Source organism: Acidovorax sp. SUPP1855, from assembly GCF_030158955.1.
Lineage (GTDB): Bacteria > Pseudomonadota > Gammaproteobacteria > Burkholderiales > Burkholderiaceae_C > Paracidovorax.
Window position 1 is genome coordinate 71,573 of sequence record NZ_BQXI01000013.1, and the last position, 18,109, is coordinate 89,681.

Consider the following 18,109-nt stretch of genomic DNA (forward strand, 5'->3'; position numbering starts at 1 on the left):
ACCCGGATGCCGCAATGCAAGAGACGCAAATTTTATCGACCCGGCCGCAGGCCCTGACCGAAGACCACCGCCAGCCCCTGGGCCGGCGGGTGCTGGTGTTCGACGCCTGCCATGTCGGGGTGATCCTGCGCGCGGTGCTTTTCGTGGAGGCAGTGCTGGGCGTGGGCGCCCTCTTCAACACCGCCACGCCCCTGGAATGGCTCGGCCGGCTGTCGCTGCTGACGGGCGGCGCCCTGCCCGCCACGCTGGCCTGGCTGGTCACCGCCTGCAGCCTGAAGACCGTGCTGCAGCGCCTGCCGGTGGCGTTGCAATACGCGGCGGGCGTGGCGCTGGGCACGCTGTCCGGGCTGTATGCCTGCGGCATGCTCGCGCTGGTGGGCGTGGCGGCCGACCCGCCCTGGCTGGCCAGTGCCGCCAGCGGCGCGCTGCTGTCGGCGGCGCTGGTGGCGGCGCTGGTGCTGCGCGCCCGCGCCCGCACGCCCGCGGCCACCACGGCGCGGCTGTCGGAGCTGCAGTCGCGCATCCGCCCGCATTTTTTGTTCAACACGCTCAACAGCGCCATCGCCCTGGTGCGGGCCGAACCGGCCAAGGCCGAGGCGCTGCTGGAGGACCTGAGCGACCTGTTCCGCCACGCGCTGGTGGACCAGGGCGAGTCGGCCACGCTGGGCGAAGAGATCACCCTGGCGCGCCGCTACCTGGACATCGAGCAGGTGCGCTTCGAGGAACGGCTACGCGTGCAGTGGTCGCTGGACGCCCGCGCCGACGGTGCCCGCCTGCCCCCGCTGCTGCTGCAGCCGCTGGTGGAAAACGCAGTCAAGCACGGCGTGGAGCCGAGCGCCACGGGCGGGCGGCTGCGCATCGTGACCGAGCTGCGCGGCAGCCGCGTGATCGTGGTCATCACCAACACCGTGCCCGCCGCGCCGCAGCGCGAAGGCGGCAGGCCGCGCGGCCACGGCATTGCGCTGGCCAACGTGCGCGACCGCCTGCGGCTGCTGCACGACGTGCAGTGCGAGTTCAGCGCCGGCATGCAAAATGGCCGCTACCAGGTGCGCATTTCGTTGCCCGCGCGGTCCTGACCTTTCCCCCTTCGCCCCTGCCATGCACATCCTGATCGTTGACGACGAAGCCCTGGCCCGCAGCCGCCTGCGCACCCTGCTGGCCGACTGCGACGCGCGGCACACCGCCGCCGAGGCCGCCAACGCCGCCGACGCGCTGGCGCAGCTGCAGCCCTCGGGCGGCCGCGCCTTCGACACCGTGCTGCTGGACATCCACATGCCCGGGCAGGACGGTCTGGCCCTGGCCCATGCCATGCGCACCCTGCCCTACCCGCCGGCCATCGTGTTCGTGACGGCCCATGCGGACCACGCCGTGAGCGCGTTCGAGCTGGACGCGGTGGATTACCTCACCAAGCCCGTGCGGCGCGAGCGGCTGGAAAAAGCCCTGGGCAAGGCCCTGCGCGCCCGGCACCCGGGCGCCCCGCCCGCGCCCACGGCGCCCATTCCCGATGGCGAGACCCTGCTGATCCAGGACCGGGGCCGCACCGAGCGCGTGCCGCTGGCCGAGGTGCTGTACTTCAAGGCCGAGCAGAAATACCTGACGGTGCGCACCGCCGTGCGCAGCTACATCCTGGACGGCTCGCTGAGCGAGCTGGAGGCGCGCCATGGCGACCGCTTCCTGCGCATCCACCGCAACGCGCTGGTGGCCCGCCGCGCGGTGCGGGCGCTGGAAAAGCACTACGACCCCGAGGAGGGCGAAGGCTGGGCCGTGCGGCTGCACGGGCTGACCGAATTGCTGGCCGTGTCGCGCCGGCAGGTGGCGGCCGTGCGCGAAGAGCTGGCCGGCTGAAGACCGAGGGTGTTTTGGGCCGCCAGCACAATCAAACCGCCGGCATACCGCTATTGATTTAATAGCAAACCCAGGCCCTGACGCGCCACCGCACCGGGGCTCCACAGCCGGTCAGTGCGCGTGGGCCATGCCGCTCACCAGCGTGACCACCGTCATCCCCGCCACCAGCCAGGCGATCTGCGCCACCGTCTGGCCCGCGCTCAGGCGCTTTTGCAGCTGCGGGATCAGGTCGGCCAGCGCCACGTAGATGAAGCTGCTGGAGGCGATGGCCAGGAAGTAAGGCAGCCAGTCCTGCAGCTCGCCGACCAGGAAGTACCCCACCACCCCGCCCAGCGCGGTCACCGCGCCGGCCAGCGACACCTTCAGCAGCGCCATGCGGCGGTTGGCGCTGGCCTGGCGCAGCACCACCAGGTCGCCCATGTGGTGCGGCACCTCGTGCGCCAGCACCGACAGGGCCGCTACCACGCCCAGGCGCAGGTCGGCCATGAAGGCCGAGGCGATCAGGATGCCGTCGCCGAAGCAGTGCACGCTGTCGCCCGTGAGCAGCGCCCAGCCACCGCCACCGCGGCGCGCTTCGCCTTCGGCATGGGCGTGTGCGTGGTCATGAACATGGCCGTGCCCCTGCGTATGGCCATGGGCATGCCCGTGCGAATGCGCATGGCCGTGTCCGTGTCCGTGTCCGTGTCCGTGTCCGTGTCCGTGTCCGTGTCCGTGTCCGTGTCCGTGTCCGTGTCCGTGGCCATGCTCGTGCCCGTGGTGCCACAGCTCGGCCTTGTCGAGCAGAAAGAAGAACACCAGCCCCACCAGCAGCGTGGCGAACAGGTCGTGCGCGCCGGCCTGGCTCTCGAACGCCTCGGGCAGCAGGTGCATGAAGGCCGTGGCCAGCAGCGCGCCGGCCGCCAGGCTCAGCAGGTGCTGCGGCCCCACGCCGCGCCGGCCGTCGCCCAGCCCCGCGCGCATCAACAGGGCGGCCACCCACACGCTGCCGATGCCGGCCGCCAGCGTGGCCAGGATGATTGCTACCAAAGTCATGGCTTCTCGTGCTTTCCCTGCAAGGCCTGTCGGCCTTTTGTATCGAATCGATTCGGCGCGCCCGGCGCGCAAAAAAAGCCCCGAAGGGCTTTGGCGGGACCGCTGGGGCAGGAACGCCGCCGGCGATGGTCTCTCAGGCCACGCCGTGTGTCTTGAACCACTGCAGCGCCCGCTTCCATCCGTCCTCGGCCGCTTCCTTGCGGAAGCTGGGCCGGTAGTCGGCATGGAAGGCATGGGGCGCGTCGGGGTACACGACGAACTGCGACGCCTTGGCGGCGGCGGAGCCGGTCTGGAGAGCCGCTTTCATCTTATCAATCGTGTCAAGGGGGATGCCGCTGTCTTTTTCGCCGTACAGGCCCAGCACCGGCGCCTTGAGGATCGGGGCAATGTCCACCGGGTGCTTGGGCGTGAGCTCGCTGGCCTGCCCCACCAGCCGGCCGTACCAGGCCACGCCCGCCTTGACGGGGCCGTGGGCGGCGTACAGCCAGGTGATGCGGCCACCCCAGCAAAAACCGGTGATGCCGACCTTCTTCAGGTCGCCACCGTTCTCGCCCGCCCACTTCACGGTGCCGTCCAGATCGGCGAGCACCTGCGCATCGGGCACCTTGGAGACCAACTCGCTCATCAGCTTGGCGGCTTCGGTGTACTGGAGCGGATCGCCCTGGCGGGCATACAGCTCGGGGGCGATGGCCAGGTAGCCGGCCTTGGCGAAACGGCGGCAGGTGTCGGCGATGTATTCGTGCACGCCGAAGATCTCCTGGATCACCAGTACCACCGGCAGGTCGGTCTTGCCGGCGGGCGCGGCGCGGTAGGCCGGCACCTTGAAGCCGTTGACCTCGATGCTGACCTTGCCCGCCGTGAGCCCGTCCGCGGGCGTCTGGATCGCGGTCTGCGCCATCACGGGCATGGCTGCGGCGGCATAGCCCACGCCGAAGCCGGCGCCCAGGGCCACGCGCATCGCGGTTCGGCGGGTGGCTCCCGCCTCGGTGCTCTGGCCCGGCAAGAGGGCGTCGAAATCGGTCTTGAGGTCATCACGCAGCATGGTCTGGCTCCTGGTTGGGTGAAAGGATCGGCAGCGCAAGAGTCTAGGGCCTGCGGCGCGTGGCGGCATGACCCGCAGGGCTGAACGGGTTTGCCGCCGTTCGCCCAGGGTCGGGCAGCGAAGGTGTAGTGATGGCGCAGCTTTTATTTCTGTCTTGACAGAAATAAAAGAAAACCTAAACTGCCCCCATGCAACTGACCGACATCGCCCAACGCTTCGTGGTCCACTGGGGAGAGATGGGAACCGCCTGGGGCGTGAACCGCACCGTGGCCCAGATCCACGCGCTGCTCTTCTTCCATGGCCGCCCGCTGCATGCCGAGGAAATCTGCGAGACGCTGGGCGTGGCCCGTTCCAACGCCAGCAACAGCCTGAAGGAGCTGCTCAATTGGAACCTCATCCGCACCACCCACGTGCTGGGCGACCGGCGCGACTATTTCGAAACCTCCACCGACGTGTGGGAGCTGTTTCGCACCGTGGTGCGCGAACGCAAGGAGCGCGAGTTCGACCCCACCGTGCGCATGCTGCGCGAACTGGTGGCCCGCCCCGACTTCGCCAGCGAAACCGCCGATGCCCAGGACCGCGTGCGCGAGACGCTGCACCTCATGGATTCGCTGGGGGTGTGGGCCGACGAAATGCTGCGCCTGTCCCCCGCCACGCTCGACAAGGTGCTGCGCCTGGGGGCCAGCGTGCAGAAGTTCGTGCGCGGCGGAGCGGCCGACAAGGCATCCTCGAACTAGGCCTTTTTTTGCCCTGATGTTTCTGTTTTGAATGAAATTTCGGAAGGATTGAACATGAATGCCGCAGCCACCCCCAACCCCGCCATCTATCCCCTCACCCTCTATTACGACTCGCGCTGCCGCCTGTGCGCTGCCGAGATGGGCAACCTGATGCTGCGCAACACCGGCGGCCTGCTGCGTTTTGCCGACGTGTGGGCACCGGACTTCGAAGGGCCGCCGGCAGGCACCACCCGGGACAACCTGCTCACCCTGATCCATGCGCGCCAGGCCGACGGCCGGCTGCTGCGCGGCGTCGCGGTGTTCCGCGCGGCCTACGAGGCCGTGGGCCTGGGGTGGCTGACCGCCGCCACCCGCTGGCCCATCATCGGGCCGCTGGCCGACCGGGTGTACCCGGTGCTGGCCCGCAACCGCTATCGCCTGCCGCAGTGGCTGGTGCACGGCCTGTTCGAGAAGGCCAGCGGCGCGGCCGCCCGCCGGGCTGCTGCCCGCCGCTGCGGGCCGGGCGACGACCAGTGCCGGCTCTGACGACGCCCCTTACACCTTTCACGGAGCAGTTCCATGCACATCCTTCTCACCGGTTCCACCGGATTCATCGGCCGCGCGGTGCAACGCGCGCTCGAACGTGCGGGCCACACCGTGCATGGCGGCGTCTCGCCGCGCCGCGCGGCAGGCCGCCCCGGCCAGGTCGCCATGGATTTCGCGCACGACACGGCGCCCCCCGCATGGCTGCCGCGCCTGGCAGGCATCGACGCGGTGGTGAATGCCGTCGGCGTGCTGCGCGACACCCGCGCACGCCCCATCGACGCCTTGCACCAGCACACGCCGGTGGCCTTGTTCGACGCCTGCGCCCAGGCCGGCGTGCGGCGCATCGTGCAGATCTCGGCGCTGGGCATTGCCGGCAGCGCCACACGCTACGCCACCACCAAACGCGCGGCCGACACCCACCTGCTCGGTCTGACCGCACAAGGGGCCGTGTCGGGCGTGGTGCTGCGGCCCAGCATCGTGTTCGGCCGGGGTGGCGCCAGCAGCGCGCTCTTCATGAACCTGGCACGCCTGCCGGTGCTGGTGCTGCCCGGGCCGGTGCTGCAGGCCCGCGTGCAGCCCGTGGCGGTTCACGATCTGGCCGATGCGGTGGCCACGCTGATGGGCCCCGCGCTGGACACGACCGGACTCATCGAATGCAGCGGGCCCGAGGCGGTGCCCATGGCCGAACTGATCGCCAGCCTGCGCCAGCAATCGGGCCACGGGCCCGCCCGCGTACTGCGCCTGCCGGATGCGCTCAGCCACCTGAGCGCCCGCCTGGGCGACCAGGTGCCGGCCCTGCCCTGGTGCAGCGAAACGCTCGCCTTGCTGGGCAGCGACAACACGGCAGACCCGGCCGCGCTGCGGCGCCTGCTGGGCCATGAAGCGACGCACTACCGCCATCTGGTCGAAAGCGCCTGGGCGCCGTCCGCACGATGAACGCCGAAACCACCCGCTGGCTGCGCACCAGCCTCGTCCTGGTGTGGCTGGGCACCGCTCTGGCCAGTGCCATCGAATCGCAAGGCCAGGGCCGCGATTTGCTGGTGCGTGGCGGGCTGCAGAGCGAAGCCTGGATCCAGGCGCTGGTGTGGGGCGGCATCGCCGCCGACACGGCCATCGGTCTCGCGCTGTGGCTGCGCCCCGGCCGGGCCACCGATGCCCTGGCCCTGGCCTTGATGGGCGTGATGACGGTGGTCGCCACGGTGCTGCTGCCCGCGCTGTGGCTGGACCCGCTGGGGCCGCTGCTCAAGAACCTGCCCATTGCCGCCATCCTCGTCGTCCTGCTGAAAGCACCACGCACATGAACACCTATCTCGCACTCAAATGGATCCACATCCTGTCCAGCGTGCTGCTGGTGGGCACCGGCTTCGGCTCGGCGTTCTACCTGTTCTTCGCCAACCGCAGCGGCAGCGTGGCCGCCCAGGCCGTGGTGTCGCGGCTGGTGGTGCGGGCCGACACGTGGTTCACCACGCCGGCCGGCATCGTGCAGCCGGTGACCGGCATCGCCATGGCGATGATGGCCGGCTGGCCGCTGTCCACGCCATGGCTGGCCACCTCGATCGCGCTGTATGCCCTGGCGGGCCTGTGCTGGCTGCCGGTGCTGTGGCTGCAGTGGCGCATGGCTGCCATGGCACGGGACGCCGCCGCGCAAGGCACGCCGATGCCGGCGCTCTACACCCGCTATGCACGCTGGTGGGAGGCGCTGGGCTACCCGGCTTTCGTGGCCATGCTGGCCGTGTTCTTCCTGATGGTGCACAAGCCCGCGCTGTGGGGCTGATCGCCGTTCAGGCGATGGCGTCGGCGCCCGCAAGCGCGGGCGTTCGCGGCTCGATCCCGGCATAGGCGCAGCGCGCCAGTGCCTCGGCCAGCACCTGCGACGGGTTGACCAGGCGGGCGCCCGCCGCGGCCTCGTCCAGGGCCAGCGGGATTTCGGTGCAGCCCATGATGAGGGTCGACACCCCATCGCGTTCGCGCAGCGCCTGTGCCACCGCCGCGAAGCGGTGACGGGCCAGTGCATAGTCGCCGGCCTTCACGCCGTCGTAGATGCCCTGCATGAGCTGCTCGCGCTCACCGGGCTGCGGCAGCACGCAGGTCACCCCGTGGCGCTGCAGTTCGGCCTGGTACAGCCCGCTGTCGTACGACCCTTGCGTGGCCAGCAGCGCCACGCGCGGAACCTGCGCAGCCGCGAGCCCGGCCGCCACTTCGCGCATGCCGTGCAACACCTGCAATTGCGGAAACCGCTGCTGCAGCTCCCCATGCCACGCATGGGCCGTGTTGCATGCGATCGCCACGGCCTGCACCCCCAGCGCCACCAGCCGGCCCGTGGCCTGCGCCATCGGCTCTGCCGGCTGGTGGGCGCCGGACGTGCGGTCGCCCAGGGCCGCCGTGCGATCGGGAATGGGCACCTGCGCCAGCCAGTGCTCCGGATAGGCCTGGTCCCGCACGGGAATGCCGAGCGCGGCCATGCGCCGCGTGCACGCCTCCACGAAGAGCCGCACGAAATCGGCCCCGGCGGCCGGCCCCATGCCGCCCAGGATGCCCACCATGCGGGGCACCGGGGGGATCGCGGGGATTGACGGCGTCATGGACAACCTCCGGAAAGGGCTGGCGCAGGGGCGATCAGTTGGCGGGCTTGTCGCTCTGCGCCACCAGGTTGTCGCGCAGTTCCTTGGACATGGGCAGGCCCAGGTTCTGGCCCTTGGGCGGCACGGGCGACATGAACCACTTGGTGTAGAGCTTCTCGAACTCGCCGGACTTCATCATCCCGCCGATCACGCCGTTCACCAGCGCCTGGAACTGCGGATCGTCCTTGCGCAGCATGCAGGCATAGGGCTCGACCTGCAGCGAATCGCCCACCACCACCCAGTCCGCGGGGTTGCGCGCATTGCCCTTCAGGCCGAACAGCAAAATGTCGTCCATGGCGAACGCCTCGGCCCGGCCCGAATCGACCAGCAGCATGGAATCGTCGTGGTCCTTGCCGAGCACGATGTCCATCTCGAGGTTGTTCTCGCGGCTGTACTTGCGGATCACCTGCGCATTGGTCGTGCCGCTGGTGCTGGCGACCTTCTTCTTGGCCAGGTCGGCATAGTTCTGCACGCCCGAGGTCTTCTTGGTGAGCAGCCGGGTGCCGGTGTAGAAATAGTTCACGGCGAACTGCACGTCCTTGCCGCGCGCGGAGTTGTTGGTGGTGGAGCCGCATTCGAGGTCCACCGTGCCGTTGGTGATGAGCGGAATGCGGTTCTGCGACGTGACGGCCTGCAGCTCCACCTTGATCGCCGGGTTCTTGAGCTTGGCGCGCACCGCATTCACCACCGCGTTGGAGATGTCCACCGAGAAGCCGATCGGCTCGCCCGGGCCCGCCAGGTAGCTGAAGGGTACCGACGATTCACGGTAGGCCAGCGTGATCTTTCCCGAGTCGGCAATCTTCTGCAGGGTGTCGGCGTGGGCTGCGGTGGCCGCAGCGCACACGCCGCAAGCGAGGACGGCGGCAGACAGTAATGGCTTCATGGGGAACTCCTTGACGGGAACAAAAAGGGGGAATGGAACGGTGCAGGTGCCCAGGCACTTTAGGAACTCGGTGCGGCTTTGAACAATTCATTCGGCAGCATGGGCCATGACGAAAAGTTATGCCATCCGCATCGACCAGAGGGTCCCCATGCAATCTTCGCGCCCGGCGCCGGCGCATAACTTCCCGGCATGCCTGCCCCGCGCTTTGGCATTGTTCAAAGGCCGTGCGCGTCCCTAGAGTGCCCAGAACGGACAACCAACGGGAATCGAGCGATATGGATGCATGTGTGATGGGTGCGGGCATCGTAGGCCTGGCCACGGCCTACGCGCTGCAGCGCCAGGGGATGCGCGTCACGGTGATCGACCAGGGCCCCGTGGGCGGCGGCGCCAGCGGCGGCAATGGCGCACAGCTGAGCTACAGCTACGTGCAGCCTCTGGCCGACCCCGGCTTGTGGGCGCAACTGCCCAAGTTGCTGCTGTCGCGCGAATCGCCGCTGCAGGTGCGGCTGCAGCGGGACCCGCACCAATGGCGCTGGGCCCTGCAGTTTCTGGCGGCCTGCAACGGCGCCACCTCGCGTAGCACCACGGCGCAACTGCTCGCGCTTGCGGCCCGCAGCCGCGCCGGGTTCGAAGCCATGCGCGCCCGCGAGGCGCTGGAATGCGACTTCTCCAGTACCGGCAAGCTCGTGCTGTACGGCACGCGCGATGGCCTGGCCGCGGCCGAGCGGCAGATGGAACTGCAGCAGGCCTGGGGCAGCGAGCAGTCCTCGGTGTCCGCCCAGCGCTGCTTGGAGCTGGAACCCGCACTCGCCCACCATGCGCCCCACATTGCCGGCGCGATCCACACGCCCAGCGAGTGCGCGGCCGATTGCCAGAAGGTGTGCGATGGGCTGCATGCCCTGCTGGCCCAGCGCGGCGCGCGCTTCGAACTGGGTGCGCAGGTACAGGGGTTCGAGCGGGTACAGGGACGCATCGCGGCGGTGCGCACCAGCGCCGGCACCATCGAGGCCGACCGCTTCGTGCTGGCGCTGGGCAGCGGCAGCGTGGCGGTGGCCCGGATGGTGGGCGTGCACCTGCCCGTCTATCCGATCAAGGGCTACAGCATCACCCTCGACGCCCCAGCCGATGCACCCTGGGCGCCCCGCATGAACGTGACGCACGCGGGTCGCAAGGTCGTGTTCGCCCGCCTGGGCCAGCGCCTGCGCGTGGCCGGCATGGCAGAGCTGGTGGGCAACGACCGCCGCATCCGCCCCGAACGCATCGACAGCCTGCGCGCCACGGTGCGCACCGTGCTGGGGCACGAAGCGCCCGCCGCATCGCTGCACCCCTGGACCGGCATGCGCCCCGCCACGCCCACGGGCCTGCCCATCGCGGGCCGCGCCGCCGAGGCCGACAACCTGTGGCTCAACACGGGGCACGGGGCACTGGGCTTCACCTTGGCGTTCGGTACTGCGGCCATCGTGGCCGAGCAGATGCTGCAGGCCTGCGCGCCCGCCTGAGTCACGGCGGGGGAAGGCCGCCGCGCGTTCGCCGCCGCGCTCGGCTTGTCAGTCGCTCTCTGCCAGGCCGGCCTACGCCAGCGTCTGCGCCACCGCATCGCGCATGCAGCGCACCATGGTGTCCGCCAGCAGCGATGCAGGCCGGTTCACCATGCGCAGCGCCTTGACGGGCACCGCGATGCGCGGCGCGAGCGCCAGCACGTCCACCCGCGTGCGGTCGGCCGACGCCGCAGTGCACACGTCCACCAGCGCCACGCCCAACCCGTGGTGCGCGAGCGCGAGCGCCGCGTGGTAGGTCTGCACCGTGAAGGCCGCCTGCAGGCCCACGTCGGCCTCGCGGCTGGCGTGGTTCACCATCGTGCCGAGCGGGTCGTTCGCCTCCAGGCGGATCACCGGCGTGTGGGCCAGATCGGCCAGGTGCACCACGCCGGCCTGCACCACGTCCGCATCCAGCGTGCCCTTGGGCGCGATGCACACCACGCGCCCTTCCGCCAGCGTCTCCTGCGCCAGCGAGGGGTGCACCAGCGCACTGAACACGAAGCCGATGTCGGCCTCCTGCAGCACCAGGGCCGAGACGATCTGCGGCGAGTGCAACGCATCGATGCGCACCACCACGTCCGGGTGCTGCGCACGGAAGGCCTGCAGCGCGCGCGGCATCACCTCGTGGCTCAGCGCCAGCACGCTCAGCACATGCAATTCGCCTTCGCGCTGCTGGCCGCGCAGGCTGTTGGCCAAGCGCTGCACGTCGTCGAGCTGGTTGAACAGCCGCTCGATGTGCGGGTACAGGGTCTGCGCCTCGCGCGTGGGCACGAGCCGCCCCTTCATGCGGTGGAACAGCGCGAACCCCAGCTGCAGTTCAGCATGCGCGAGGATGCGGCTCACGGCCGGCTGGGTGACGTTGATGAGCCGCGCGGCGGCGCTCACGCTGCCGGTGATCATCACCGCATTGAAGACTTCGATGTGGCGCAGGCGCATGGCAAAGGCAGGCTTTTTCGAGAGAAGGGCATCTGACCATATTGCATCAAAAAGCATCTGCATCCGCTGTACGCAGGACGCAATTGGAAACAAATGTCGCGGTACGGTCATGGGGTGCGGATAGGCTCGCCGCGGTGCGTGACAACCGACGGCCAAGGTGGCTCTGGGAGGCCTGCCGTCTTTCGATCCCGTCGGCGCGCCGCGTTGCCCATTCCCCCTGGATTGCATCCAGCACCCCTCCCTCCGTTCAGAAAGAGACAAGGCATGGCAGATTCAAGTGGCAGCGCGTGGGTTGCCCGGTTCCCGACCAGTACCTCCACCAGCGATCTGATCGCCAGTTTCCGCACCAAGGCGGACACGTTCATCGCCGCGCTGGAAGCCGGGGGCGCCTCGGTCTCCATCTCCGCCACGTTGCGCCCGCCGGAGCGGGCCTACCTCATGCATCACGCCTGGCGCATCGCCCGCGAAAACGCGGACGCCGCCACAGTGCCCGCGATGGCGGGCGTGGACATCGAATGGGTGCACCGCGGTGCCACGGGTGCGGTCAATGCAGGTGCCGCCCGGGTCGCGGCCAACCAGATGGTGGCAGGCTATGGCATCGTGTATGCGCCCGCCCTGACCTCGCGCCATTCCGAGGGGCGCGCCATTGACATGACGATCACCAACTATTCAGGGAAGGCCTTCAAAGATGCCACAGGCACCAGCACCACTGTCACCACCGCTGCGCAACTGCATGCCCTGGGCGCGACCTACGGGGTCTACAAGCTCACGTCCGACCCGCCGCACTGGTCCGATGATGGCCACTGAGCGCAGCAGCACCCGCCGCCCCTTGAGCGGTACGGCAGGCCAGATGGCCGACAGCCGTTTTTTCAGCCGGTCCACGGCCTCGGTCCTTCTGGCGCTGGCGGGGCTGTTCCTGGGCGGCACCAGCGCGCAGGCCGACACCGCGCAGCCCGTGCCTTCGGCATCGCCCGTGTCCTCGCGCGTGGGCCTTCTCGACGCCCGCCGGCCCGACGCACCCCGGCTGGTGCTGGGCCAGCCGCAGCCTGAAGGCGAGGCACTTCACTACCTTCGGCTGTCTCCGCCCATGGGCAAGAAGCCGGAGTGCTGCGTTCAAGCGGGCGCGGCAGTGCAGGACGCTTCCATCCTGCAATACCGCGGTGAAGACGCGGTCCCTGCGGATGAACGGGATGCGAAATTCCAGAAGGCGCCCGAAGAAGGCTTCGTGGGCCTGCTGCTGGCGAAGAACGCGGTGGTCTCGCGCACCCATGCCCACCGCGTGGTACTGCGATGGCCGGACCGCAAGGCCCGCCTGCGCGTGGACCACTGCCTGTCCAGCGAAGGCATGCACGTGAAGGTCGCAGAGAGCGGCGCCAAGGGGCAATGGGTGCCGAAGGCGCATTACTACCTTCCGCTGGGAGCGGACGTGACGCCGGATTGCCCTCCTTGACTCTTCTGTGATGAAGCGGGCAAACCGATCCCTCTAGAATTCGGGCCGCTTCAAATATCAAGGGAGGAAGAAATTGGGGAAATTTGAAAACGGATTGATTGCAGACAAGAACATTGAAGTAAAAACCTTCCCGTCCATCGAGCATGACGCGTTAAAAAAGGTCACGTCCATTGTCTTGCATCGCACCGATTCGTCGACAGCGAGCAGTTCGCTGAACGCATACAAAGCAGGTCAAAAGACCGGGGCCCATTTCCTGATAGACAAATCAGGAAAAATCTATCAAACGGCCAGCCTGCTGAAAACGTGCTGGCATGTTGGCATATTGCAACCTCGCTGTCTCAATGAAAACAGCTGCGCACCAGACGATCTAAAAACCATCAATGCAATGTTGCACGAGCGGGGCATGAGTTTTGGGCGCAGGGCCACCAATGTGTCGGACTCCGAAAATCGGAAGGCCTACCCGCTGCGTTATCCCTCCAACAGCGACTCTATCGGGATCGAGGTGGTGGGTCTCTTTCTAACGGGCAATCAGGTCTATGAGACGCCGACTTCCGCACAGCTATATCAGACCAAATGGCTTACCCAACTTTTAGTGACAGAGTATGGCCTCAAGCTGAATGCGGACGTCTACTCACACGGCGCCATAGCCCGAAAACAACCTGCAGAAGGCGCGCAGTTGCTCAAATATCTTTTCAGTGGCGCATGAGATGCAGGATCTAAGAATATCCTCCGTCCTATTTGTCTTAGCCAGTGCAGCCCTTCTGGCTGCGTTGGGCATCCACATCAGCCGGCCCGGGCCAACCAATACTGGGCTTGCTGTCATCGATATAGAGCGACAGGTGGACAACGCAGCCGACACCCTGGGCTGCGAAACGCTGTCCCTCACGCCAAAAGACGTAGCCACCTATTTCTCGACCGCCCACGAAGTCTCTGCCGCGACATTCCATGCCGAATCGATCATCCTTCCGTGCAGCTTCTCCGGCACGCTCATGAAAGGCAGGGCGAAATACGCGTGGCGTATCCACGCAGCCGGAGCGGGTTACCTGACGGCCGAGGCCACCGGCCAGACGCAGCGGTTTCTCTGCCAGGCCGCGTGCGAAAAGGCGCTGCCTGCGTTGATGGGGCAGTAAAGCCGGAGTCGGGCCGGCCCTGGCCGGCCCCAGCCCGCCCGCCTCAGTGCGCCTTGTCCCAGTTCGGCCCCACGCCGACTTCGGCCAGCAGCGGGACCTTCAGGTCCGCCACGCCCGCCATCAACCGGGGGATCTCGCGGCGCACCCAGTCCACTTCGCTCTCGGGCAGCTCGAACACCAGTTCGTCGTGCACCTGCATGATCATGAGCACGCCCGGCTTTTCGGCGTCCAGCACGTCCTGCACGGCGACCATGGCCTTCTTGATGAGGTCGGCGGCGGTGCCCTGCATCGGCGCGTTGATGGCGGCGCGTTCGGCGCCGCTGCGCCGCGGGCCGTTGGGCGAGTTGATCTCGGGCAGGTACAGGCGCCGGCCGAACACGGTCTCCACATAGCCCTTGGTCTTGGCCAGGGCCTTGGTGTCGTCCATGTACTGCTTCACGCCGGGATAGCGCTGGAAATAGCGGTCGATGTAGGCCGCGGCGGCCTTGGTCTCGATGCCCAGGTTCTTGGCCAGGCCGAAGCTGCTCATGCCGTAGATGAGCCCGAAGTTGATGACCTTGGCGTAGCGCCGCTGCTCGCTGCTGACCTGGCCGACCTCGACGCCGAACACCTCGGCCGCCGTGGCGCGGTGCACGTCCAGCCCTTCGGTGAAGGCATGCAGCAGCGAGGCGTCGCCGCTCAGGTGGGCCATGATGCGCAGCTCAATCTGGCTGTAGTCGGCGCTGGCGATCACACGCCCGGGCGGCGCCACGAAGGCCTCGCGCACGCGCCGGCCTTCCGCCGTGCGGATGGGAATGTTCTGCAGGTTGGGGTCGTTGCTGGACAGGCGCCCCGTCACCGCCACGGCCTGGGCGTAGTGCGTGTGCACGCGGCCGGTCGAGGGATGGGCCAGTTGCGCCAGCTTGTCGGTGTAGGTGCCCTTGAGCTTGGACAGGCTGCGGTGCTCCAGCAGCTTGGCGGGCAGCGGGTAGTCCTCGGCCAGCTTTTCCAGCACCTCTTCGTCGGTGCTGCGCGCGCCGGTGGCGGTCTTCTTGACCACCGGCATGCCCAGCTTGTCGAAGAAGATCTCGCCCAGTTGCTTGGGGCTGCCCAGGTTGAAGGGCTGGCCCGCGATCTCGTAGGCCTCGGTCTCCAGTTGCAGGATGCGCTGCCCCAGCTCATGGCTTTGCTGCGCGAGGATGGGCGCGTCCACCAGCACGCCGTTGCGCTCGATGCGGTAGAGCGCCTCGCTGCTGGCCATCTCCAGTTCGTAGATGCCGCGCAGCTTGTCGTCGGCCTGCAACTGGGGCCACAGCACACGGTGCACGTCCAGTGTCTGGTCGGAGTCTTCGCACGAATACTCGGCCGCCAGTTCGATCGATACCTGGCTGAAAGGAATCTGCTTGGCGCCCTTGCCGCACAGGTCTTCGTAATGGATGCCGCTGCGGCCCAGGTGCCGCTCCGCCAGGCTGCCCAGGCCGTGCGGCCGGTGCACTTCGAGCACGTAGCTCTGCAGCATGGTGTCGTGGGCGTAGCCCTGCACTTCGATGCCGTGGTTGGCCAGCACGTGGCGGTCGTATTTGACGTGCTGGCCGAGCTTCTTGCGGGTGCCGTCCTCCAGCCAGGGCTTGAGCCGCGCCAGCACTTCGTCGCGGGGCAGTTGCGCCGGGGCGTCGGGGTAGTCGTGCATGAGCGGCACGTAGGCGGCCGTGCCGGCCTCCACGCTCCAGCTGATGCCGACGATCTCGGCGCGCATCTCGTCGAGCGAGGTGGTTTCCGTGTCGATCGCCACCAGTTCGGCCGCCTGCAGGCGCGCGAACCAGGCATCGAACGCCTCCCAGGTGAGCACGGTGTCGTACTGCAGGTTGCTCACCTTGGCCGCGGCCACTTCGGCGGGCTCGTCGAACAGGCCGGGGGTGGGGTCCATGGCGGCGCCACGTCCCCTGGACGCCTTGGCGGCCCCTTCCTCCAGCAGTTCGGGGGCGGTTTCCTGGATGTCGATGGCCCGGGCCAGGCCCTTGAATCCGTACTGTTCGTAGAAGGCCTTGAGGGCCGCGGCGTCCTGCGCGCCGGTGGTCAGCGCGTCCAGCGACGGCAGGCCGACCACATGCCCTTCCAGGTCGCAGTCGGTGCGAATGGTGACCAGCTGGCGCCCGGTGGGCAGCCAGTCGCGCGCGTTGCGCAGGTTCTCGCCGGCCACGCCCTTGATCTCGGTGGCGCGCTCCATCAGCGCATCGAGCGAGCCGTATTCCATGAGCCACTTGGCGGCCGTCTTCGGGCCCACCTTGGGCACGCCGGGCACGTTGTCCACGGTGTCGCCCACCAGGGTCTGGTAGTCCACCATCAGGTGCGGTGGCACGCCGAACTCGGCCGTCACGCCGGCGATGTCGCGCTTCTTGCCGCTCATGGTGTCGATGATGGTGATGTGCGCATTCACCAGCTGGCTCATGTCCTTGTCGCCGCTGGAGACGATCACCTCCACGCCCTGCCGCGCCGCGGTGACGGCGAGCGTGCCGATCACGTCGTCGGCCTCCACGCCCGGCACGTCGAGCACGGCCCAGCCCAGCAGGCGCACGACCTCGTGGATCGCCGGGATCTGGCTGCGCAGGTCGTCGGGCATGGGCGCGCGCTGCGCCTTGTATTCGGGGTAGATGTCGTCGCGGAAGGTCTTGCCCGAGGCGTCGAACACGCAGGCCGCATAGTCGGCGCGCACTTCGCGGCGCAGGGCCTGCATCATGTTGACCATGCCGCGGATGGCGCCCGTGGCCGGGCTGGCGGGGTCGCCCGGCACGGCCCGCAGGTCGGGCATGGCATGGTAGGCGCGGTACAGATAGCTGGAGCCGTCCACCAGCACCAGGGTCTTGGGTTTGCTCATAGCCGCAGATTGTGCCCCGCGCTGCGCGTCACCCAGGTGCTGCGCTCTACAATCCGCCCATGCGCGCTGCCCACACCCTCCTCCTGCTGGCCTTCATCGCCGGCCCCGCCCTGGCCCAGACCCCCGATCAAAACGCGGCCCAGCGCACGACTGATCAGCGCGAGCAGCTACCAAATCAGGAGCAATCGGCAGGCCGCCAGAACCAGCGCGTCGAGCGCATCCAGGTCGAAGACGAAGGCAGCCGCGTGAACGAGCTGCGGGTGGGCGGCCAGACGCAGAGCATCACAGTGCAGCCCAAGACCGGCAGCATGCCCGAATACGAAGTGCAGCCCGGCGAAGGCGCCCGCACCCGCCCACGCAACGGCGCCGAGACCAACACCGCACCGCGCGTGTGGAACGTGATGAAGTTCTGAGCCCCCGGCCGGCCGCCACGGCGCGGCCACCGGGCTATCCGGCGCGCGGCGGCTTCGGCTGCCTTCCCTGCGTTCGCACTTCCGTGCCTTTTTCCTCTCCCCTCCCTTTTCCTTTTCTTCGTTTGCGCTGAGCGATGGCCGTCTTCACCGAAGTCTCCAAGAAAGAGGCGCGCGACCTGCTGCGCCGTTTGCAACTGGGCACGCTGGTATCGCTGCGCGGGATCGAGGGCGGGATCGAGAACACCAACTACTTTCTCACCAGCGACCAGGGCGAGTACGTGCTCACGTTGTTCGAGCGGCTCACCGCCGATCAGTTGCCGTTCTACCTGCACCTGATGAAGCATCTGGCGCACGCCGGCATTCCCGTGCCCGATCCGCGGGCCGACAAGCACGGCGACATCCTGCACAGCGTGGCCGGCAAGCCGGCCGCGGTGGTGAGCAAGCTGCGCGGCAAGAGCCAGCTGGCGCCCGAAGCCTCGCACTGCGCCGCCGTGGGCGCCACGCTGGCGCGCATGCATCGGGCCGGGCACGGCTACGAACGCCGCCAGCCCAATCTGCGCGGGCTGGCCTGGTGGAACGAGACCGTTCCCGCCGTGCTGCCCCACGTGGGCGAGGAACAGGCCGCGCTGCTGCGCTCCGAGTTGGCCTACCAGAACCACGTGGCGGCCTCCGCCGGCTATGCCGCTTTGCCCCGCGGGCCGGTGCATGCCGACCTGTTCCGCGACAACGTGATGTTCGACGGCGAAGAGCTGACCGGCTTCTTCGACTTCTACTTCGCGGGCGTGGACACCTTCCTGTTCGATCTGGCCGTGTGCCTGAACGACTGGTGCATCGACCTGCCCACGGGCGCGCACCACGACGCGCGGGCCCGCGCGATGCTGGACGCCTACCAAAGCGTGCGCCCGCTCACCGCCGACGAGCGCACCCTGCTGCCCGCCATGCTGCGCTCTGGCGCGCTGCGTTTCTGGATCTCGCGGCTGTGGGATTTCTACCTGCCGCGCGAGGCCTCGCTGCTGACGCCGCACGACCCCACGCACTTCGAGCGCGTGCTGCGCGAACGCCTGGCACACCCCGTGCATGCCTGAACGGACGCGGGCGGCCCG

20 protein-coding genes are annotated in these 18,109 nt (G+C 68.4%); 14 read left to right on the forward strand and 6 right to left on the reverse strand.

Annotation, left to right across the window (positions count from 1 at the left end; genetic code table 11):
• Window positions 1-14 precede the first annotated feature (14 nt).
• Both AVMA1855_RS13340 and AVMA1855_RS13345 read left to right on the forward strand, forming a co-directional pair.
• The gene (locus tag AVMA1855_RS13340; RefSeq protein ID WP_284426064.1) at window positions 15-1,076 is read left to right on the forward strand and encodes a sensor histidine kinase; all 1,062 of its coding nucleotides are present in this window, start codon (window positions 15-17) and stop codon (window positions 1,074-1,076) included.
• A gap of 22 nt (window positions 1,077-1,098) precedes the next feature.
• Window positions 1,099-1,845, forward strand: a complete 747-nt coding sequence (locus AVMA1855_RS13345) for a LytR/AlgR family response regulator transcription factor (protein ID WP_272564525.1) — start codon at window positions 1,099-1,101, stop codon at window positions 1,843-1,845.
• Window positions 1,846-1,956: 111 nt separating this feature from the next.
• On the opposite strand, the gene AVMA1855_RS13350 is transcribed toward AVMA1855_RS13345, so the two are convergent.
• A complete protein-coding gene (locus tag AVMA1855_RS13350; protein ID WP_284426065.1) occupies window positions 1,957-2,877 on the reverse strand; it encodes a ZIP family metal transporter in 921 nt (306 codons plus the stop codon).
• A gap of 133 nt (window positions 2,878-3,010) precedes the next feature.
• On the reverse strand, window positions 3,011-3,919 hold the full coding sequence (locus AVMA1855_RS13355) for a dienelactone hydrolase family protein (protein ID WP_272564527.1): 909 nt from the start codon (window positions 3,917-3,919) through the stop codon (window positions 3,011-3,013).
• A 188-nt stretch (window positions 3,920-4,107) separates the two neighbouring features.
• Here AVMA1855_RS13355 and AVMA1855_RS13360 point away from each other — a divergent pair, with 188 nt between their 5' ends.
• The 5 genes from AVMA1855_RS13360 to AVMA1855_RS13380 are packed head-to-tail and all read left to right on the forward strand — an operon-like array spanning window position 4,108 to window position 6,955.
• Window positions 4,108-4,656 carry a GbsR/MarR family transcriptional regulator gene (locus AVMA1855_RS13360; protein WP_284426066.1) on the forward strand — a complete coding sequence of 183 codons (549 nt, stop codon included), beginning with the start codon at window positions 4,108-4,110 and terminating at the stop codon, window positions 4,654-4,656.
• Between the two features lie 54 nt (window positions 4,657-4,710).
• On the forward strand, window positions 4,711-5,181 hold the full coding sequence (locus AVMA1855_RS13365) for a thiol-disulfide oxidoreductase DCC family protein (RefSeq protein WP_284426067.1): 471 nt from the start codon (window positions 4,711-4,713) through the stop codon (window positions 5,179-5,181).
• Window positions 5,182-5,214: 33 nt separating this feature from the next.
• A complete protein-coding gene (locus AVMA1855_RS13370; RefSeq protein ID WP_284426068.1) occupies window positions 5,215-6,117 on the forward strand; it encodes an NAD-dependent epimerase/dehydratase family protein in 903 nt (300 codons plus the stop codon).
• Window positions 6,114-6,482, forward strand: a complete 369-nt coding sequence (locus AVMA1855_RS13375) for a DoxX-like family protein (RefSeq protein ID WP_284426069.1) — start codon at window positions 6,114-6,116, stop codon at window positions 6,480-6,482. Before AVMA1855_RS13370 ends, AVMA1855_RS13375 begins: the two co-directional genes overlap by 4 nt.
• Window positions 6,479-6,955 carry a DUF2269 family protein gene (locus AVMA1855_RS13380; protein ID WP_284426070.1) on the forward strand — a complete coding sequence of 159 codons (477 nt, stop codon included), beginning with the start codon at window positions 6,479-6,481 and terminating at the stop codon, window positions 6,953-6,955. Before AVMA1855_RS13375 ends, AVMA1855_RS13380 begins: the two co-directional genes overlap by 4 nt.
• A gap of 7 nt (window positions 6,956-6,962) precedes the next feature.
• On the opposite strand, the gene AVMA1855_RS13385 is transcribed toward AVMA1855_RS13380, so the two are convergent.
• Window positions 6,963-7,763, reverse strand: coding sequence for an aspartate/glutamate racemase family protein (locus AVMA1855_RS13385; RefSeq protein ID WP_284426071.1), 801 nt, complete (start codon window positions 7,761-7,763; stop codon window positions 6,963-6,965).
• 34 nt (window positions 7,764-7,797) lie between these two features.
• On the reverse strand, window positions 7,798-8,685 hold the full coding sequence (locus AVMA1855_RS13390; protein WP_284426072.1) for an amino acid ABC transporter substrate-binding protein: 888 nt from the start codon (window positions 8,683-8,685) through the stop codon (window positions 7,798-7,800).
• A 275-nt stretch (window positions 8,686-8,960) separates the two neighbouring features.
• Between AVMA1855_RS13390 and AVMA1855_RS13395 the strand changes: the two genes are divergently transcribed.
• Window positions 8,961-10,184, forward strand: a complete 1,224-nt coding sequence (locus AVMA1855_RS13395; protein ID WP_284426073.1) for a D-amino acid dehydrogenase — start codon at window positions 8,961-8,963, stop codon at window positions 10,182-10,184.
• 72 nt (window positions 10,185-10,256) lie between these two features.
• Here the strand turns inward: AVMA1855_RS13395 and AVMA1855_RS13400 are convergent, their stop codons facing one another.
• Entirely contained in the window at window positions 10,257-11,159 is a 903-nt protein-coding gene (locus AVMA1855_RS13400; protein ID WP_284426074.1) for a LysR substrate-binding domain-containing protein, read from the reverse strand.
• 264 nt (window positions 11,160-11,423) lie between these two features.
• Here AVMA1855_RS13400 and AVMA1855_RS13405 point away from each other — a divergent pair, with 264 nt between their 5' ends.
• The 4 genes from AVMA1855_RS13405 (at window position 11,424) to AVMA1855_RS13420 (ending at window position 13,739) form a co-directional block, all read left to right on the forward strand.
• Complete coding sequence (locus AVMA1855_RS13405) at window positions 11,424-11,966, forward strand: hypothetical protein (RefSeq protein ID WP_284426075.1); 543 nt, start codon at window positions 11,424-11,426, stop codon at window positions 11,964-11,966.
• Window positions 11,953-12,609, forward strand: a complete 657-nt coding sequence (locus AVMA1855_RS13410) for a hypothetical protein (protein ID WP_284426076.1) — start codon at window positions 11,953-11,955, stop codon at window positions 12,607-12,609. Before AVMA1855_RS13405 ends, AVMA1855_RS13410 begins: the two co-directional genes overlap by 14 nt.
• Window positions 12,610-12,682: 73 nt before the next feature.
• On the forward strand, window positions 12,683-13,315 hold the full coding sequence (locus AVMA1855_RS13415; RefSeq protein WP_284426077.1) for a peptidoglycan recognition protein family protein: 633 nt from the start codon (window positions 12,683-12,685) through the stop codon (window positions 13,313-13,315).
• Window positions 13,316-13,379: 64 nt separating this feature from the next.
• Entirely contained in the window at window positions 13,380-13,739 is a 360-nt protein-coding gene (locus AVMA1855_RS13420) for a hypothetical protein (RefSeq protein WP_284426078.1), read from the forward strand.
• Window positions 13,740-13,782: 43 nt separating this feature from the next.
• Here the strand turns inward: AVMA1855_RS13420 and polA are convergent, their stop codons facing one another.
• Window positions 13,783-16,593 carry a DNA polymerase I gene (gene polA, locus AVMA1855_RS13425; protein ID WP_284426079.1) on the reverse strand — a complete coding sequence of 937 codons (2,811 nt, stop codon included), beginning with the start codon at window positions 16,591-16,593 and terminating at the stop codon, window positions 13,783-13,785.
• Between the two features lie 59 nt (window positions 16,594-16,652).
• On the opposite strand from polA, the gene AVMA1855_RS13430 reads away from it, so the two are divergent.
• A complete protein-coding gene (locus AVMA1855_RS13430; protein ID WP_284426080.1) occupies window positions 16,653-17,006 on the forward strand; it encodes a hypothetical protein in 354 nt (117 codons plus the stop codon).
• Between the two features lie 134 nt (window positions 17,007-17,140).
• A complete protein-coding gene (locus tag AVMA1855_RS13435; RefSeq protein WP_284426081.1) occupies window positions 17,141-18,091 on the forward strand; it encodes a homoserine kinase in 951 nt (316 codons plus the stop codon).
• The last annotated feature ends 18 nt before the right edge of the window (window positions 18,092-18,109 follow it).

What these genes read in the sequence shown, in the direction of transcription:
- polA (WP_284426079.1), bottom strand. Translation starts at nt 16,593, where the DNA reads ATGAGCAAACCCAAGACCCTGGTGCTGGTGGACGGCTCCAGCTATCTG.
- AVMA1855_RS13390 (WP_284426072.1), bottom strand. Translation starts at nt 8,685, where the DNA reads ATGAAGCCATTACTGTCTGCCGCCGTCCTCGCTTGCGGCGTGTGCGCT.
- AVMA1855_RS13355 (WP_272564527.1), bottom strand. Translation starts at nt 3,919, where the DNA reads ATGCTGCGTGATGACCTCAAGACCGATTTCGACGCCCTCTTGCCGGGC.
- AVMA1855_RS13435 (WP_284426081.1), top strand. Translation starts at nt 17,141, where the DNA reads ATGGCCGTCTTCACCGAAGTCTCCAAGAAAGAGGCGCGCGACCTGCTG.
- AVMA1855_RS13400 (WP_284426074.1), bottom strand. Translation starts at nt 11,159, where the DNA reads ATGCGCCTGCGCCACATCGAAGTCTTCAATGCGGTGATGATCACCGGC.
- AVMA1855_RS13345 (WP_272564525.1), top strand. Translation starts at nt 1,099, where the DNA reads ATGCACATCCTGATCGTTGACGACGAAGCCCTGGCCCGCAGCCGCCTG.
- AVMA1855_RS13430 (WP_284426080.1), top strand. Translation starts at nt 16,653, where the DNA reads ATGCGCGCTGCCCACACCCTCCTCCTGCTGGCCTTCATCGCCGGCCCC.
- AVMA1855_RS13375 (WP_284426069.1), top strand. Translation starts at nt 6,114, where the DNA reads ATGAACGCCGAAACCACCCGCTGGCTGCGCACCAGCCTCGTCCTGGTG.
- AVMA1855_RS13370 (WP_284426068.1), top strand. Translation starts at nt 5,215, where the DNA reads ATGCACATCCTTCTCACCGGTTCCACCGGATTCATCGGCCGCGCGGTG.
- AVMA1855_RS13380 (WP_284426070.1), top strand. Translation starts at nt 6,479, where the DNA reads ATGAACACCTATCTCGCACTCAAATGGATCCACATCCTGTCCAGCGTG.
- AVMA1855_RS13410 (WP_284426076.1), top strand. Translation starts at nt 11,953, where the DNA reads ATGATGGCCACTGAGCGCAGCAGCACCCGCCGCCCCTTGAGCGGTACG.
- AVMA1855_RS13360 (WP_284426066.1), top strand. Translation starts at nt 4,108, where the DNA reads ATGCAACTGACCGACATCGCCCAACGCTTCGTGGTCCACTGGGGAGAG.
- AVMA1855_RS13365 (WP_284426067.1), top strand. Translation starts at nt 4,711, where the DNA reads ATGAATGCCGCAGCCACCCCCAACCCCGCCATCTATCCCCTCACCCTC.
- AVMA1855_RS13405 (WP_284426075.1), top strand. Translation starts at nt 11,424, where the DNA reads ATGGCAGATTCAAGTGGCAGCGCGTGGGTTGCCCGGTTCCCGACCAGT.
- AVMA1855_RS13385 (WP_284426071.1), bottom strand. Translation starts at nt 7,763, where the DNA reads ATGACGCCGTCAATCCCCGCGATCCCCCCGGTGCCCCGCATGGTGGGC.
- AVMA1855_RS13340 (WP_284426064.1), top strand. Translation starts at nt 15, where the DNA reads ATGCAAGAGACGCAAATTTTATCGACCCGGCCGCAGGCCCTGACCGAA.
- AVMA1855_RS13395 (WP_284426073.1), top strand. Translation starts at nt 8,961, where the DNA reads ATGGATGCATGTGTGATGGGTGCGGGCATCGTAGGCCTGGCCACGGCC.
- AVMA1855_RS13350 (WP_284426065.1), bottom strand. Translation starts at nt 2,877, where the DNA reads ATGACTTTGGTAGCAATCATCCTGGCCACGCTGGCGGCCGGCATCGGC.